Origin of the sequence: Demequina sp., from assembly GCF_049841215.1 — a bacterium.
Classification (GTDB): domain Bacteria; phylum Actinomycetota; class Actinomycetes; order Actinomycetales; family Demequinaceae; genus Demequina.
Window position 1 is genome coordinate 1 of record NZ_JASGEO010000019.1, and the last position, 16,212, is coordinate 16,212.

At 66.3% G+C, this 16,212-nt stretch carries 12 protein-coding genes; 8 read left to right on the forward strand and 4 right to left on the reverse strand.

The features are described 5' to 3' along the window. Positions 1–145 precede the first annotated feature (145 nt). Genes QM618_RS09925 through QM618_RS09935 form a run of 3 tightly spaced genes read left to right on the forward strand, consistent with a single transcriptional unit; the run spans position 146 to position 3,949 of the window. Entirely contained in the window at positions 146–1,063 is a 918-nt protein-coding gene (locus QM618_RS09925; RefSeq protein ID WP_428098030.1) for a carbohydrate ABC transporter permease, read from the forward strand. A gap of 3 nt (positions 1,064–1,066) precedes the next feature. Then, on the forward strand, positions 1,067–1,981 hold the full coding sequence (locus QM618_RS09930) for a carbohydrate ABC transporter permease (RefSeq protein WP_428098035.1): 915 nt from the start codon (positions 1,067–1,069) through the stop codon (positions 1,979–1,981). A gap of 3 nt (positions 1,982–1,984) precedes the next feature. After that, a complete protein-coding gene (locus tag QM618_RS09935) occupies positions 1,985–3,949 on the forward strand; it encodes a glycoside hydrolase family 127 protein (protein ID WP_428098039.1) in 1,965 nt (654 codons plus the stop codon). 514 nt (positions 3,950–4,463) lie between these two features. Here the strand turns inward: QM618_RS09935 and QM618_RS09940 are convergent. From QM618_RS09940 to QM618_RS09950, 3 genes are all read right to left on the reverse strand, one after another. Next, complete coding sequence (locus QM618_RS09940; protein ID WP_428098047.1) at positions 4,464–5,264, reverse strand: hypothetical protein; 801 nt, start codon at positions 5,262–5,264, stop codon at positions 4,464–4,466. 5 nt (positions 5,265–5,269) lie between these two features. Then, the gene (locus QM618_RS09945) at positions 5,270–6,268 is read right to left on the reverse strand and encodes a serine hydrolase domain-containing protein (protein WP_428098052.1); all 999 of its coding nucleotides are present in this window, start codon (positions 6,266–6,268) and stop codon (positions 5,270–5,272) included. A 69-nt stretch (positions 6,269–6,337) separates the two neighbouring features. After that, positions 6,338–8,620, reverse strand: a complete 2,283-nt coding sequence (locus QM618_RS09950) for a hypothetical protein (RefSeq protein ID WP_428098055.1) — start codon at positions 8,618–8,620, stop codon at positions 6,338–6,340. A gap of 349 nt (positions 8,621–8,969) precedes the next feature. Here QM618_RS09950 and QM618_RS09955 point away from each other — a divergent pair, with 349 nt between their 5' ends. Both QM618_RS09955 and QM618_RS09960 read left to right on the forward strand, forming a co-directional pair. Further along, entirely contained in the window at positions 8,970–11,825 is a 2,856-nt protein-coding gene (locus tag QM618_RS09955) for an FAD-binding and (Fe-S)-binding domain-containing protein (RefSeq protein WP_428098058.1), read from the forward strand. A gap of 4 nt (positions 11,826–11,829) precedes the next feature. Continuing rightward, on the forward strand, positions 11,830–12,288 hold the full coding sequence (locus QM618_RS09960; protein WP_428098061.1) for a CAP domain-containing protein: 459 nt from the start codon (positions 11,830–11,832) through the stop codon (positions 12,286–12,288). A gap of 6 nt (positions 12,289–12,294) precedes the next feature. Here QM618_RS09960 and QM618_RS09965 read toward each other — a convergent pair whose 3' ends face one another. Continuing rightward, positions 12,295–12,825 (reverse strand): low molecular weight phosphatase family protein, encoded by a 531-nt coding sequence (locus QM618_RS09965; RefSeq protein WP_428098064.1) that lies wholly within the window; start codon positions 12,823–12,825, stop codon positions 12,295–12,297. Positions 12,826–12,923: 98 nt separating this feature from the next. On the opposite strand from QM618_RS09965, the gene QM618_RS09970 reads away from it, so the two are divergent. The 3 genes from QM618_RS09970 (at position 12,924) to QM618_RS09980 (ending at position 16,193) form a co-directional block, all read left to right on the forward strand. After that, positions 12,924–13,856, forward strand: coding sequence for a sulfite exporter TauE/SafE family protein (locus QM618_RS09970; protein WP_428098066.1), 933 nt, complete (start codon positions 12,924–12,926; stop codon positions 13,854–13,856). Positions 13,857–13,875: 19 nt separating this feature from the next. Then, positions 13,876–15,639 (forward strand): DUF4012 domain-containing protein, encoded by a 1,764-nt coding sequence (locus QM618_RS09975; RefSeq protein ID WP_428098070.1) that lies wholly within the window; start codon positions 13,876–13,878, stop codon positions 15,637–15,639. Between the two features lie 65 nt (positions 15,640–15,704). After that, a complete protein-coding gene (locus tag QM618_RS09980) occupies positions 15,705–16,193 on the forward strand; it encodes a hypothetical protein (RefSeq protein ID WP_428098076.1) in 489 nt (162 codons plus the stop codon). The last annotated feature ends 19 nt before the right edge of the window (positions 16,194–16,212 follow it).

The following is a 16,212-nucleotide window of genomic DNA, read 5'->3' on the forward strand; positions in this document are numbered from 1 at the left end:
GGCCCAGCCCCACCGGGTTCATCGGCGACAACCACGCACCACCAGGGTGGGCGCCTCGCGGTCCAGTCCGCGAGGCGCCCGGCCCGGGCGGTGCTGACCACACCGTCGCCACGCCGCATCAACTCCCTACGTCAACGAGGACCTCATGACCACACTCACCGCCCAGGACACGGCGGTCTCAGGGGACAGTCCCCAGAAGCGCCGTTCGCGTCGCGCGCGCATGGGCTGGCTGTACGCCTCTCCCACGGCAATCTTTGTGCTCGTCCTGTTCATCCTGCCGCTGCTGCTGGTGCTGCAGATGTCGGTCTCCGATTGGCCGCTGCTCGGCGGCAATCAGGGCTTCAACGCCCCAGAAAACTTCGAGGACGCGGTCAACAACCGCTTCTTCTGGGACTCCGTGTGGTTCACCCTCAAGTACACGGTGCTCGCGACCGTGTTGCTGCTGGCGCTGGGCCTCGGTCTGGCGCTGCTGGTCCAGGAATCTACGCGCTGGAAGGGCTTCCTCCGCACCGCGTTCCTGGTGCCCTCGGCGCTCGGCCTCGCGAGCGCCTCGCTCCTCTTCTACGTTCTGTACTCGCCCTACGCGGGCCCATTCTCTGACCTCATGGAGTCGTGGGGAATCACGTTCCTCGGCACCCCAACGGGCGCGCTGTGGTCCACGATCTTCCTCATCGTGTGGCGCTACGCGGGCTTCTACATGCTGCTCATGCTGGTGGGCCTGCAAGGCATCAGCGACGACGTCTACGAGGCCGCGCGCGTTGACGGCGCCACGCGTTGGCAGACGTTCCGCCGCATCACCATTCCGCTTCTACGGCCGACGCTGGCGCTGACTACCGTGCTGTGCGTCACCGGATCTCTGCTTGCGTTTGAGCAGTTCTACATCCTCACCAAGGGCGGGCCGGACAACTCCACCATCACCGTGGTGCAGCTCATTTACAACATCGCCTTCCAGGGCCAGAACGACCTCGGCGTCGCCGCCGCCCTGTCCGTCATCGTCCTCGTGGCCCTTGTGGTCATCAACATCGTGCAGATGCGCGCGTTCAGCCGGAAAGCGGAGGACTGAGCCATGTCCGTCCTTGCACACACCACCAACGACGTGCCCGCAGAGAATCCTGAGTTTGGTGAGCCTCGGCGCTCACCCGGCCACGGACGCAGGGCATCTGCGGCGAGCATCGCCGGGCGCATGCCCTTCTGGGTCTTCAGCGGCGTCCTCGCCATGATTTTCCTGTACCCCCTGGTATGGACGGCAGTCTCGTCCGTGTCTCCGCTGCCCGGCACGGGGCAGACGGACGGCTGGGGCTTCGGCAACTACGCCACCCTCGCCAACTATCAGGCGGGCATCTGGGTGTACCTAGGCAACTCGCTGTTCGTGTCGCTGCTGTGCGTGACGCTCACGCTCGTGGTGTCGCTGCTTGGGGGTTTCGCGTTCGCGCGGTTCACGTTCCCCGGCAAAAACATCCTGTTCATGGGCACGCTCGCGATCCTCATGGTGCCGTACGCCACGCTGCTGATCCCGCTCTACGTGCTGCTGGCCAAGGTGGGTCTCGCGAACTCCCTCGTGGGCGTGGCGCTGGTGCTCACGATGTTCCAGTTGCCGTTCTCCACCTTCATGATGCGCATCTCGTTCGAGTCCATCCCCAAGGAGATGGACGAGGCCGCGCAAGTGGACGGCTGCTCCACCTGGACCGTGCTGTGGCGCGTGCTGGTTCCCGCGGTCAAGCCGGGCATCATCACGGTGGGCCTTTTCGCCTTCCTCGCCGCGTGGAACGACTTCATGGCGCCCCTCATCCTCATCTCCGACACCAACAAGATGACGCTCCCGCTCGCCGTGTCCAACCTGCGCGGCCAGGTCCAAGGCGTCGTCGATTACGGCGCTACCGAGGCCGGCGTTGTCGTGCTCGCGGTGCCGTGCATCGTCCTGTTCCTCATCCTCCAACGTCACTATGTCCGCGGCTTCATGTCCGGCGCATTCAAGGGATAGTTCATGACCACCACTGGGGCCGAGACCGGCCTTCCCTCCGCTTCCCTCGCCACCGCACCCGTGGCCCCCGTTGTCCCCGCGCGTGGAGCTCGCCGCATGCTGGGCCTCGGCGAGGTCACGATTACGGGCGGCTTCTGGGCGGATCGCCAGCGCGTCAACGGCGAGCACACCCTGTCCCACATTGGGGACTGGCTCGAGCGCGAAGGCTGGATCGCCAACTTTGACCTCGCGGCCGCCGGCGGCCTCCCGCAGGGCCGCCGCGGTCGCGAGTTCAGCGACTCTGAGGTCTACAAGTACCTCGAGGCTGTCGCGTGGGAGGTGGGGCGGCTTGACGCCTCGGATCCCGCTCGCGCCGCTGAACTCGAACAGCGGGCCGACGCTGTGGTTGCCCGCGTCGCCGCCGCCCAGCAGGCGGATGGTTACCTCAACACCATGTTTGGCCGCGAGGGTCAGGCGCCGCGCTGGTCCCAGCTGGAGTGGGGCCACGAGCTCTACTGCCTTGGTCACCTCTTCCAGTCCGCGGTGGCTTGGCAGCGCGTGCGGCCCACCTCCCACAAGGAGATCGTTGAGATTGCCCGACGCTCCGCTGACCTTGTGCTTGAGGCGTTCGGTGAGGCGGGGATTCAGTCGGTGTGTGGGCACGCGGAGATTGAGGTGGGGCTCGCGGAACTCGGCAGGGCGCTTGGGCGGCCCGAGTATGTGGCTCAGGCGCTGCTGTTCGTGGAGCGGCGTGGTCACGGCGTCTTGGCGGACATCGAGTGGGGCCGCTCGTACTACCAGGACGACATCCCAGTCCGTGAGGCCGTGGTGCTCCGCGGCCACGCCGTGCGGGCAAACTACCTGGCAGCTGGTGCAGTTGACGTGGCGGTGGACACCTCCGACGAGGACTTGCTCACCGCTTTGGTGAGCCAATGGGAGAGGACAGCGGAGCGTCGGACGTATGTCACCGGCGGCCAAGGTTCGCACCACCAGGACGAGGCGTTTGGCGAGGACTGGGAGCTGCCGAGCGACCGTGCGTACTCGGAGACGTGTGCGGGGATCGCGTCGATCATGTTCAGCGAGCGGCTGCTGTTGCAGGACTCGGGGGAGAACGTGGCGAGGTACGGGGACCTCGTGGAGCGGACGCTGTACAACGTGGTGGCGACGTCGCCGCAAGCGGACGGGCGGGCGTTCTTCTACTCGAACACGCTGCACCAGCGGGTGCCGGGAGCGGTGTCCGATCCGGACGTTGTGTCACCGCGCGCGCGGTCGGCGCTGCGGGCGCCGTGGTTTGAGGTGTCGTGCTGCCCGCCGAATGTGGCGCGCACGTTCGCGAGCCTTGCCGCGTACATCGCGACCGCGGATGCGAGCGGCGTGCAGGTGCTGCAGTACGCGCCCGCGCGGATTGCGACGGAGCTGAGCCCTGGCCGGGCCGTGGAACTCACGGTGGAGACCGAGTATCCGGCGCGCGGCGTGATCCGCGTGCGGGTGGATGCGGCCCCTTCGGGGCCGGTGACGCTGAGCCTGCGCGTGCCGGCGTGGGCTGCGGGTGCGTCCGTGCGGACCATTACGGGCGATGAAACACCATCGCAAAGCCGGGCCGTTGAGACCGGGATGGTGTCGGTGACGCGAGAGTTTGCGGTGGGCGACGTCGTGGAGTTGACGCTGCCGATCGTGCCTCGGTTCACGGCTCCGGATCCTCGCGTGGACGCGATTCGCGGCACCGTGGTGGTGCAGCGCGGGCCCGAGGTGTTCGCCCTCGAGTCCGTGGACCTGGATGGCACCGCGCTTGAGGGTGCGGACTTCGCGGACCTGTTCGTGGACACGTCGGTGGCACTGCGTGAGGTGGGATCCGGTGTGACTGCAGGTGTGACTGCGGCCGTGCGCAGGCGCGGTACGAGCGAGGTCGCCGACGTACCCCTCGTGCCCTATCACTCGTGGGCCAACCGCGGCCCGTCGTCCATGAGGGTGTGGATTCCCAGCAGCTGACGCACCCGTTGATCGGCGCCAGCTGACCCGGCCCGCGGTGCCGTCCTCCTTGGGCACCGCGGGCCGGCCCCGTGGTTTAGGCACCTCACGCCCCGGTTTTTCGCGAGGTGGGCTCGGTTTGGGCACCTCACGCCCCTTTTTTGCGCTAGACCCGTGATTCGCGCGGTCGCCTCTGGGTGGCTGGCTTGGGCGGTCGCCTTTGTACGCCGACCTCCCCTCCGCGCTCTGGGGTGTTACCCCTATTTGGCTATTGTAAGAATTCCTAAAATAGGGAAACAGGGGTAAGGGGATGGGGCGAGCGGGGGTGGCGCTCGCGCTGGGATACGCCACGGACCGGGAACCGGCGACGGACCGGGAGATTTCGCGGGGTTGAGCTTGGCGGCGGGGCGCGGCTCGAGTGGGTGGCGGGTGCCTGCGCAGACCTGAGGTACCTACAGGAGCACGAGATCCCTCAAAACCGGACCTGAGGTACCTATAGGAGTCCGCGCCGGGGGCAGGGCGGCGGGGCGGCGAGTTACGGCAGGGGGACCGGGTCTGCGAGCGGGACCCCCCGGGTGCCGTCGATCAGCGTGCGGTCGCCGATGGGTGACTCGAGCTGGACCACAAAGGGTGTCGCGGGGTTGCTCGGGCACGTTTGGTTGCCCGAGTTTGGCTCGATGCCAATCGTGACCGTGACGCTCTCCGACGTCTCGACCAGGGACACCACCTTCACGCGCCCATCAGCCGACTGACCCGAGTTGCACTCCACCTCCGTGACCAGCAAGGCCAGCTCGCTCGAGGACGGGTCAGGCGCGTGTGACGGATCGAGCGACACGGTGGGGACGTCCAGGCCGCCAAGGTCGATCGTCAGCGGGCACACCGAGTTGGCCCACACGTACCAGCCGTCCTCCGCGTTGGGGGAGCCGTCGATGCGGTGGATCTTGATGATCTCGTGGTCAGAGTTGGGGAGCCCGCCGTCCACCGAACCGGGTTCGATATCCCGCATGATCATCAGGTCGCCGTCGCTCATGCCCGCGAAGTACCAGGACTCTTCGTCGTCGAGCACCAGCGGGGAGCCGTCGTCCCACGTGGCCTGCGCGACCATCTTGGCCTGGTCGGCCGGGAAGTTCGCTATTGGTGTCCGCTCGGCCAAGACGGCGGCGTCGATCGTGTCGTCGAAGCACTTGTAGCTGGGGGACTCGTCGAAGGGCAACACGGACGCGCACCCAGCGAGCAGGGCCGCAACACCCACGAGAACGGCTGCACCCGCGGCGCGCAACCCGCGCAACCCGCGCAACCCGCGCAACCCGCGCAACCCAAGAAACCCCCGCATCATGCCCCCTAGAACAACTCGTTCAGCGCGTTGATCATGTCCCAGCCGCCGTCCCACGTGTTGCTGTAAACGGTCGCGGTCAACCCAGTCTCAGCATCCCGCGTAGACCGGAACGACACCCCCACGTCGCAGCCCTCCATGATGAGCGCCGGCCCCGTGATGTGCCGCCACATGCCAAGGCCGTAGCGCATGCCCTCGGCCTCGTGGCCGGGCCGCGGAGTGGTCATCAGCTCAAGCGACTCGGGCGACACAAGCGCGCCCCCGAGCAGCGCGTCCCAGAATCTCGCGGAGTCCGCCACCGAGGAGATCGCGCACCCGTCGCCCGGCCCAATGAGCGGCATGTGCAGCACATTGGACCGCAGCCCCTCCGACTCCACATACCCCACGGCCACGTCACCGGGAAGCGAGTCCGTGCGCAGCATCCCCGTCTCCACCATCCCTGCGGGCTCCACCACCTCGGTGCGCACCAGCTCGGCGTAGGAGACACCCGTGACCCGCTCGGCGATGATTCCCGCCACCACAAAGCCACCGTTGTTGTAGACGAACTTCTCCCCGGGCGCGGACACCTGCGGGAAGCCCTCAAGCGTTGGCAGAAAATCCTCGGACGTCAGGTACTCGTGCACCGGCCGGGTCAGCACGTACGCGTCCGGCTCCAGTTCCTCTTCATCCAGGTAGTCGCCAATGCCCGACGTGTGGGTCAAGAGATGCTCAAGCGTCACCTCTGGCGCAATAAGGGGAAGATCTTCGCCTAGCCATTCGCGCACGGGAGTCGAGAGCGACAAGAGCCCGCGTTCCATGAGACGCAGGACGATCACGGCGGTGAATGTCTTGGAGCCGGAGGCTACGCCGAATCGCGTGGTCTCCACGAACGGCACCCCGTACGCCCTGTTGGCCAGCCCCGAGCACTGCGAGAACAGCACCTCGTCGCCTTGGCTCACCACGGCCACGCCAGTGAAGCCATCGGCGACTTTGCCAACGGCCTCAGCCACAGCGTCGGGCAGGCTCATCACACCATCCTATAAACGGGCGACCCTCCCCCGGCTGAGACGGGGGAGGGTCGTGGCGCTGCGGGTGGACTATCCCGCGTATTGCGCCTCCGCTTCGACCACCTTGGCGGGCGGAGCGTCCAGCTCTCCGTGGACCTCGGGGGGGCCGGCCACGCAGAGAGCGGTTGGCGGCGGGTAGTTGAGGTGAACGGTCATCTCGGGGTTGACCTCGATGAGGACGTCCACACCATCCCTAGTCCAGCCGTAGTTTTCGTCGCCGACGGAGACCCACTCGTCACCGTCGAGGGCCCAACCGGGCCAACCGGTAGCGGTGTAGGTTCCGTCGCCGTTGTCCGTTGCCGTAGCACCGGGCCAGAGGAACTGGCCGTTGCCAATGGGCACGGTCTTGGTGAAGGTCTCCGAAGACCCAGGCGCGGTGAACGTGAAGGTCGCCGTGCCGTCGTCCGTGGACAGACCGTAGGGGTCGTTGAGCTTCACGTCGTAGACGATCCACGGAACGTCGTCCTTGCACTCGGCCGCGAAGACCGTGCCCTCAAGGGTTGGGGGCGTGCAGTCCTCGGCCTCGATGGTCTGAGTGCCGGTGACGTATGGCTCGCCGTAGACCTTGTCGAGCCACGTGTACGAGCGGAGCAACGGGTTCCACACGGTGTCCTGGGTCCAGTCCTTGGCCCACGACGTCTCCGTTGCCGTTCCGTCTGCGGGAACGATGCAGATGTGCGACGGCGGGAGCGGGTCCGTGCCCCTGAGCTGCTGCGGCTTCTGCGGGATGCACGTGGCGTCCTCTACCTGAGACGTTCCCGTGGTCACCTCTGGCGAGTAGACCTTGGCCTGCAGTTCGTAGGCGTGCGTGGCCCAGTTCCAGGCGTAGCTCTGAGTCCAGGAGGTCTCGTAGTACGTGATGGTGGCCGTTCCGTCAGCAGGCACGTTGCACAGCTGCAGCTGGCGCGGGTCCTTGCCCTGGAGCGGGTCCGGGGTCTGGGGCACACAGGTTTGGTCGTCGACCGTCTCGGTGCCCTTCACCTTCTCGGTGTCGTAGATCCTGGCGCCAAGCACGTACTTGTGCTCGCTGGCGCTCCACACGTAAGGCTGAGTCCAGGTGGTCTCGTAGTACGTGATGGTGGCCGTGCCGTCCGCGGGGACGTTGCAGAGCTGAACCTGGCGTGGGTCCTTGCCCTTCTCGGGGTCCGGTGCGTTGGGGATGCACTGGGCATCGTCAACTACCTGCTGGCCGGTCTGAACCTCGGCGCCGTACACCTTGGCTCCGAGCTCCCACTTCCACTCGTTGGCGTTCCACACCCAGTCCTGAGTCCAGGGCTTCTCGTACGAGGTGATGGTCTTGGTTCCGTCGGCAGGTGCGGTGCACAGCTGCGTCTGGCGCGGGTCCTTACCCTCGAGCGGCTTGGGCTTCTCGGGCTTGCACTTGCCACCGTAGATCCACACGTGGCTCTTGTAGATGGAGTGGTCTTCAGGCTTGCCGTTGATCCATTCCAACCTGTCGCCCAAGTTCTGCCACACCTCTTCCTTGGCAGCGGTGTCGATCAGGTACGTGTCCTTCTGCACCCACATGCCACACGGCACGGGGTCGTCGCAGTCAACGCGCTTCTGGGAGAAGGTGTTCTCTGCGCCGTCGCCGGGCTGCTTGTCGCCGCCCTTGTAGTTGTCGAGCAGCCAACACACCACCTCGGTGTGCGAACACGGATCGGTGTTGAAGGCCGGCAAGCGGTACTTCATCTTGGCGCCGTCTTTGGCCCAGCCGCTGGGGGCGGTGCCCCACTCCACGTTGGAGCCGGAAAGCGTGGCCCACACGTACGAGCCGTCCTTGGTGTACGTGATGTTCGCGGTGTTGGCGGCGGGCGTCACGGAGTCGTTCGCGGTGCCGCACAGGTCAACGATCGTGGGGGCTACCGGCACAACCTTGGTGCTCGGCTGCTTGCAGTCACCCTTGAGGTTCTCGACGCGAGTGTCGAACACCTTCTGCTGGTTGTACCCGTCAGACCATTCGATGTACGCGTAGGTCCATGGCCCATTGACCGTGGTGCCAGGCAGCGACTGCGTCCAGCTCTTGCTTCCGGAGCCGGAGTTGATCGAGAAGTCAGTCCACGACTTGCCGCCTGGGTACGCCCAGTTGTTGATGAACGAGTTCTCGCCCAAGCGGTAGTGGCCGGTGCCACCGTTGCTTGGCGAGTTGGTCCACTTGAGTGTGTATGTGACGTCGTACATGCCGGTGTCGGTGTTACACACGGCCGAGACAGTCATGTTGCCCGCGTGGGCCGCTGCTGGCCCTGCCACCACGGACGTGATTCCGAACGAGAGCAGCAAGACGCTCATCGTTGCAAGAAGTTTTCTCAGCATTTCAGTCCTCCCTCGAGAGGGCTTGGAACGCGTTGTCCTAGCGCGTCAGTTCCCTCAACAAGGCCATAGTTCGCTGGCCCGCGAGGGCCGTCAACGCGCCCGACAGACCGGCGATACGCCGATTGACTTATGTATACGGATGTGAAGGATGTGACAGAAGAAAATAGAATAAACACGGCGTGTCGCTACAACCGTTTCCGAATTGTCGGTATTTAGCAGGCCCGACGCTAGGGCTGGGCAAAACGGACAAGTTGCCCTTGGCGAACGGCGAGTTTGGGTGGCGCTCCGCGGGAGAGCCGGTGAAGCGGGACCTGTGGCCCTCCCAAAACCCAAAGCGGGCCATGGAACAATGGCGCACGTGACCGCGACCGCCGCCAGCACCACTCAAGATCAGGTGCAGGCGCTCGCCCAACGCATCGACGGCGAGGTGGACGCCACGCCACGACGACGCGCCGAATACTCCACCGACGCCTCCAACTACCGCATCCCCCCGCAGGCCGTGGCCTACCCCCGCGACCAAGCGGACCTCGAGGCCACCCTGGACGCGGCGCGCGACTTGCAGCTCCCCATCACCATGCGCGGCGGCGGCACCTCGGTGGCCGGCAACGCCATCGGCCCCGGCCTTGTCATCGACACCAGCCGCCACCTCACGCGGATCATCGACGTCAACGAAGAGGAACGCACCGCAACCCTCGAACCCGGCGTGGTCATGGACACCCTCCAGCGCCACATCCGCCACACCGGCCTGCGCTTTGGCCCCGATCCCAGCACCTCAACCCGCGCCACCTTTGGCGGCATGATCGGCAACAACGCGTGCGGCCCGCACGCCGTCGCCTATGGCCGCACGTCAGACAACGTCGTCGCCCTCAAGGCGATCGACGGCACAGGCCGCCGCATCGCCACCACCAGCGACGTCCCCGGCCTCGACGACCTCGTCAAGGCCAACCTCGCCCTGATCCGCACCGAGTTTGGCCGGTTCAGCCGCCAGGTCAGCGGCTACTCCCTGGAACACCTGCTCCCGGAGCTCGGCGGCAACCTCGCGCGCTTCCTCGTGGGCACGGAGGGCACGCTCGCCACGGTCACCGAGGCCACGGTGCGCCTTGTCCCCATCGCCCCGCATCGCCTCACGGCCGTGTTTGCGTACCCGGACATGCCCGCCGCGGCCGACGCCGTGGTCCCCATGCTCGCCCACTCACCTCATGCGGTGGAGGGCTTGGACGCGCGGCTTGTGGCCAGGGTTGCCAAAGCGCGCGCGGGCGGGATCCCGCACTTGCCCGACGGCGCTGGCTGGCTCTTCGTAGAGGTGGGCGCTGACTCGGAGCAGGAGGCGCGGGCGATTCTCAAGGCGATCACGCGCGACGCGGGCACGAAGAGCTACCGCTATATAGAGGACGCGCGCGAGGCGGCCCAGCTGTGGTCCATCCGCGCGGACGGTGCGGGGCTCGCGGGACGTAGCGAGGACAACAAGGAGTGCTGGCCCGGCTGGGAGGACGCGGCGGTGCCGCCCGCGCAACTGGGCCAATACCTCAGGGACTTTGACGCGCTCATGGACCGTCACGGCGTCACGGGCCAACCCTTTGGGCACTTTGGCGACGGCTGCATCCACGTGCGCCTCGACATCCCGCTGCAAGAGGACGGCGCCCCGCTCAGGGCCTTCATGGAAGATGCGGCCGCGCTCGTCGCTTCCCATGGAGGAAGTCTCAGCGGCGAGCACGGCGACGGCCGTGCTCGCTCGGAGTTGCTGCCGGCGATGTACTCCGCGGAGGCGATCGCGCTCTTCGGCGCTGTCAAGAATCTCTTTGACCCTCAGAACCTGATGAACCCTGGTGTGATGGTCAACCCCGCTCCTCTTGACCAGAGCTTGAGGAGGCCGGCCGCCAAACCGTTGTTAGCGTCGGGCGGGTTTGCCTTTACGCATGACCACGGCGACTTCACCGAGGCCCTGCATCGCTGCACCGGCGTGGGCAAGTGCCGCGCGGACGCGATTGGCACGGGCAGTGGGTTCATGTGCCCCAGTTACCAGGCGACGGGGGACGAGAAGGACGTCACGCGCGGGCGCGCGCGCGTGCTGCAGGACGCGATCAACGGCACGCTCGTGAAGGGGCTCAACGACCGCGCCGTGCGCGAGAGCCTTGATCTGTGCCTCAGCTGCAAGGCGTGCTCCACCGACTGCCCAAGTGGCATTGACATGGCGGCGTATAAGTCGGAGGTGCTGCACCGTACCTACAAAAACAAGGTGCGCCCGGTGACGCACTATTCGATTGGGTGGCTGCCGCGTTGGCTCAAGGTGATTGGGCTGGTACCAGGCGTGGTGAACGCGGTGCTGAGCCCCAGGTGGATTCAGAAGACGGCCGTGTGGGTGGCAGGAATGGACACGCGGCGCACGCTGCCGGTGTTCGCCAAGACGCCGTTTAGGAGAACGGAAACCGCGCGGTCGCATGCCGCCGATCAGATCAAGTGCGCGCCAACCGAAAACAGGGTGGTGCTGTGGGCGGACTCGTTCACGGACGGGCTCAGCCCGGAGATTCCGGAGGCGATCGTGCGCGTCCTGGAGGACGCCGGCCTCGAGGTGCTCGTCTCTGCGGGCGACGCGTGCTGCGGCGTCACGTGGATCTCGACGGGGCAGCTGGATGGCGCGCGGCGCAAGCTGGAGCACCTGCTGGAGATCCTGGGGCCGTACGCCGTGAACGGGATTCCGATCATCGGGGTGGAGCCCAGCTGCATGGGGGTGCTGCGACACGACATCGTGGAGCTGCTGCCGGATGACCCGCGCGCGCACGCAGTGCGCGCGCGGACGTTCACCCTGGCAGAAGTCCTCACGGGCCGCGCCAGCGTGAAGCCACGCGAGGGGTGGGAGCCGCCTCGCCTTGATGACGTCACGGCCGTGGTGCAGCCGCACTGCCACCAGTACTCGTCCATTGGGTTCGCCGCGGACCGCGAGCTCATGGCGACGCTTGGGGCCACGGTCACGGAGGCGTCCGGCTGCTGCGGTCTCGCCGGAAACTGGGGCACGGAGCGCGGCCACTACGAGACCTCGGTCAAGGTGGCGGAAAACTCGCTGCTCCCCGCGCTGCACAACGCCCCGGAAGGCTCGGTCTACATCGCGGACGGCGTGAGCTGCCGCACCCAGGCCGACGACCTGGCTGGCGTCCAGGGCCGCCACCTGGCGCAGCTGCTCGCGGAGCGGCTGCCCGCACTACCCTGAACCCATGCGGTTTGGGCGTGCGGCGACACTGATACTCGCCGCCGCCCTCACCCTCACCGCATGCACGCCCGCGGAGCCCATGCCCACCAGCGCTGAGGATTACGCCCAGCAGCTCTTTGAGGACACCAACGTGGCTCGCACCGCGGGCGGCGACTTGCCCCCGCTCACCTGGAGCGACTGCCTCGCCACCGCCGCCCTCCCGCGCGCGCACACCGCCAGCACGGAAGACACCCTGGAGCACCAGACCCTCACCGCCACGTGCCTGCCCGGCCAGGCCTCTGGCGAGAACCTCTCCCGCGGCGACCACACCCCGCAGCAGATCGTGGACATGTGGATGGACTCGCCCGGTCACCGCGCCAACATTGAGCGCGCAGGCTTCACCATTGCCGGCGTTGGGTGCGTCGACATGCCCGACGGCCAGCCCGGCTACACCTGTTCCCTCCTCTTTGAAGGGGGAGAGTAGGCAGGTTTACAAGGACGAACGCACCCACTGAGCGATCTCGGAGACCGCGGTGCGGATCATCGCGTAGGACGCGTCGTAGACCGCCTGGGACTCCATGTAGGGGTCTGGCACATCGGCCATCACGCGCCCCGCGAGCGACGGCCGGAAGTCAGAAACGGCCTGCGCCACACCAGCGAGCCCACCCTCCAAGGGAGCCCCCAACCGCGCGGCCTCCTGCAGTTCGGTCAACAGAAACGTGCGGCGAAGCGCGAACGGCGCCTCGGACACAGCCCACGTGCGATGCCGCGCGCTCATGCACACCACCAGGTCGGCTTCGCGAGCTAGAGAAGCGGAGTACTGCCGCGCCACGTGACCGCGCCCGTCAATGCCGTCGCCGTCAAGGCACATGAGCATCGAGGCGGGAATCCCGTGCCCCACCATGGCGTGCGTCCCCGCAGAACTCACCGAGGCCTCGGAAGAAAAGGCACTAGCAAGCAGCAACTCGGCGGCGGGGGAGCGGCAGATATTGCCGGTGCAGACGGTGATGATGCGGGTCACGGCGCCAAGGTATCAAAGCCGCGTCGTCGAAGCCGCGTCCCCACGATCGTTGGTAGGGTTCACCCCGCCCACGCCACCTATATGTCCCAGGGGATTTCATGGATCCGTTGCTCATCGTTGTTGCGGTGGGCATTGGCGTGGTGGTGGGCCTCACCGGAATGGGTGGCGGCGCGCTCATGACGCCTGCTCTGGTCCTCGGATTTGGCATCCCGCCGCTCACCGCCGTCTCGAGCGACATCGTCGCGAGCGTCTTCATGAAGCCCGTTGGCTCGTGGGTGCACATTCGCCGCGGCACGGTGAACTGGCAGCTGGTGCGCCTCCTCGTCTACGGCTCAGTTCCCGCCGCCTTCCTCGGCGTCCTCGCGGCCAAGGCCCTTGGCGATCCGGAGAACATCCAGCACGCCATCAAGACCGCCCTTGGCGTGGTGCTCATCCTCGCGGCCGCGGGCCTGCTCACGCGCCTCTACATGCGCCTCAAAGAGCACGCTGCCACGCGCGACGGCACCGCTCCACCCCTGCCGCAAGAGCGCCCAGACGTCACCCCGCGCCCCATCCCCACCATCCTCGTCGGGGTTGCCGGTGGCCTCATCGTGGGCCTCACTTCTGTGGGCTCCGGCAGCCTGATGATCATCGCGCTGATGCTGCTGTATCCCATGCTGAAGGCCAGCCAGCTGGTGGGCACGGACCTGGTGCAAGCGGTGCCGCTGGTGCTCGCCGCGGCGGCGGCGCACCTCATGTTTGGCGACGTCGACTGGACCGTCACCCTGCCCATCATCATCGGCTCCATTCCCGGCGCCTACCTGGGAGCTCGCCTGTCCACCCACATCGCGGGCGGCATCGTGCGCCGCGTCCTTGCGCTGGTGCTGGTGGCGGCGGGCCTCAAGATGCTCGGCGCCTCCAACGAGGCCACGGTTTGGGCGGTCGCGACCATGTTGGTGCTGCTGACCGTGGTGTGGGGTCTGCTGCGTCGCCGCTTTGGCTACCCGTTCTTTGGCGGGGGCAGGGACGCCGATCCGGAGTACCAGATCTAGGCACGTAGGCTTTCCCATCATGACTATTGCCCACGCGTCCACCAGGCCTCGCCGACGCTGGGGCCGGTGGGTAGCCCTCGCCCTCGCCCTCGTGGTGCTGGCGTTTGTCGGGCTCTTTGCCTGGGACTTCTGGCAGCTCAAGAACGCCTCCGCGGAGCTGCGCACCCACGCCGAGGGCGCGCAGCAGGCCATCACCAATAGGGACGCCGACGCTTTGGCCAGCGAGGTGGACGGCGCCCAGCAGGCGGCGGTCACCTTTGCCAACGCCACCACTGGGGTGCACTGGTGGGTGGCGGATCACCTGCCGTGGATCAAGAACCAGACGGTGCCGTTGCACACGGCTGGCCAGGCCACGCTCGCCATCACCGACGGTGCCCTCACGCCGCTCAGCGAGCTCGACAACCTGAGCGCGTTGCAGGCCCCCAAGATCGAGAACGGGCACATCGACCCCTACATCCTCGAGCCCTACGGCCCCGTGTTGGCCGATGCCGCTGCGGTGATGACGGAGCAGCAAGAGGTGCTGAGCGGTGTGAGCCTCAACGGCACCCTCACCCAGATTCGCGAGCCCTACCTGGAGCTCGCGAGTAACCTCCGCACGCTCGGCGCCACCATCCAAGGCGCCCACGTGGCCGCAGAGGTGCTGCCCTCCATGCTGGGCGCGGACGGCCCCCGCGACTACCTGGTGATGGTGCAGAACAACGCAGAGCCCCGCACCACAGGCGGCATCCCTGGCGCCGTCATCGAGGTGAAGGTGGACAACGGCACCATCACGATGGGGCGGTTCTCCACGGCGAACGACATGATTGATTACGACAAGATCGACGCGGAACTCACCGAGGACGAAGAGCGCATCTTCACCGGGCGCATGCTCATGTACCCGCAAGATGTGAACTTCACTCCCGAGTACCCGCGGTCCGCCTACTTGATGACCCAGTTCTGGTCGCAGAAGTACGGGGAGACGGTTGACGGTGTGATTTCCGTGGACCCGGTGGCGCTCAGCTACATGCTCCAGGGTATGGAGCCCACGGAGATCGGCGGACTCACCATCACCGCGGAGAACCTCTCGAGCGTGATGCTCAACCAGGCCTACCTCGAGTTCCCTGACCCGCAAGAATCGGACGCTTTCTTTGCACTCGCCTCGCAGCAGCTCTTCGGTTTGCTCATCGGCGGTGGAACGTCCTCCGTGGAGGGCGTGGAACGCGCGATCGAAGAGGGCCGCTTCATGGTGTGGTCGGGGCAAGAGGAGGAGCAAGAATTGCTCGCCACCACGCCCATCGCGGGTGGCTTCCTTGAGCGCACAGACACGCTGGGACTCTTCATCAACGACGGCTCCGGATCAAAGATCGGCTACTACATCGACACCGAGGTCAGCGTGGTCAATCACCTGTGCACGGATGGCTCACTGAGGGGCCAAACCGTCACCTACACGCTCACCCACACGTTTGATGGGGATGTGTCCCAATTGCCCTGGTACATCTCCGGCGGCGATCTTTACGTGCCCGCTGGCGAGTTCCACGCAAACATCCTGCTTTACCCCCCTGCTGGCGAAGGTGTGACAACTTACTCACAGGACGGTGAGCAAGCCCAATTGACGCCGCAGACTCATGACGGCCGCGGAATGAGCACCGCGCGCATCACCCTTGTACCAGGGCAAACAACCACCCTCGAGTACCAGTTGACTGCAAAAGAGCATGGCCTACTTCCGCCGATGTTCGCCGGAACCCCCGGTCCGAGCCCTCAAGAAACCGACATGGGGGTCGATAATGTCGGTGAAGACTGCTAGCCTGACGGCGTCTAAATGTGGCGCTGCGGGGCGCCTTGCAAGAACTACATGAGGGGGTTCTCCCGATGATCAAGCGTTCACTTGCCACCGTTGCTGTGGCTGGCCTTACGTTCGCCGCGCCTGTCGCCGCGTTCGCTGGCACTGACTACCCGGCACCGGAGGCTGGCGTCACCTGTGACTCCACCCAGGTGGCTCCCAACGAGTCGTTCAACTGCACCGTGACTGGTGAGGGCACCAACGCCGCTCTCCAGGCCACCACGTCCGGTGAGAACGCCTCCATCGACATCGCCGGAACCGAGACCTCGGCCGACAACCCGCTGGTTGATGGCGAGGCATCCTTCGTGGTGACCGCACCGTCCGTTGAGGGCACCATCGGCATCACGGGCCTCATCGATGGCGAGGCCGTTGGCACCGCTGATGTTGACGTTGCCGAGGAGCTCTCGGGCACCGGCTTTGACTCGATGCCGCTGGCCGTTGGTGCGGGCGTTCTGCTCGTTGCCGGCGCCGCCGTGGTGTTCGTTGGCGCTCGCCGCCGTTCTGCTCAGAACGCGTAAAGACTTCGGGGCCTTGGCC

Coding starts and splice junctions, on each gene's coding strand:
- QM618_RS09925 (WP_428098030.1), top strand. CDS start 146: ATGACCACACTCACCGCCCAGGACACGGCGGTCTCAGGGGACAGTCCC.
- QM618_RS09930 (WP_428098035.1), top strand. CDS start 1,067: ATGTCCGTCCTTGCACACACCACCAACGACGTGCCCGCAGAGAATCCT.
- QM618_RS09935 (WP_428098039.1), top strand. CDS start 1,985: ATGACCACCACTGGGGCCGAGACCGGCCTTCCCTCCGCTTCCCTCGCC.
- QM618_RS09940 (WP_428098047.1), bottom strand. CDS start 5,264: ATGATGCGGGGGTTTCTTGGGTTGCGCGGGTTGCGCGGGTTGCGCGGG.
- QM618_RS09945 (WP_428098052.1), bottom strand. CDS start 6,268: ATGAGCCTGCCCGACGCTGTGGCTGAGGCCGTTGGCAAAGTCGCCGAT.
- QM618_RS09950 (WP_428098055.1), bottom strand. CDS start 8,620: ATGCTGAGAAAACTTCTTGCAACGATGAGCGTCTTGCTGCTCTCGTTC.
- QM618_RS09955 (WP_428098058.1), top strand. CDS start 8,970: ATGGCGCACGTGACCGCGACCGCCGCCAGCACCACTCAAGATCAGGTG.
- QM618_RS09960 (WP_428098061.1), top strand. CDS start 11,830: ATGCGGTTTGGGCGTGCGGCGACACTGATACTCGCCGCCGCCCTCACC.
- QM618_RS09970 (WP_428098066.1), top strand. CDS start 12,924: ATGGATCCGTTGCTCATCGTTGTTGCGGTGGGCATTGGCGTGGTGGTG.
- QM618_RS09975 (WP_428098070.1), top strand. CDS start 13,876: ATGACTATTGCCCACGCGTCCACCAGGCCTCGCCGACGCTGGGGCCGG.
- QM618_RS09980 (WP_428098076.1), top strand. CDS start 15,705: ATGATCAAGCGTTCACTTGCCACCGTTGCTGTGGCTGGCCTTACGTTC.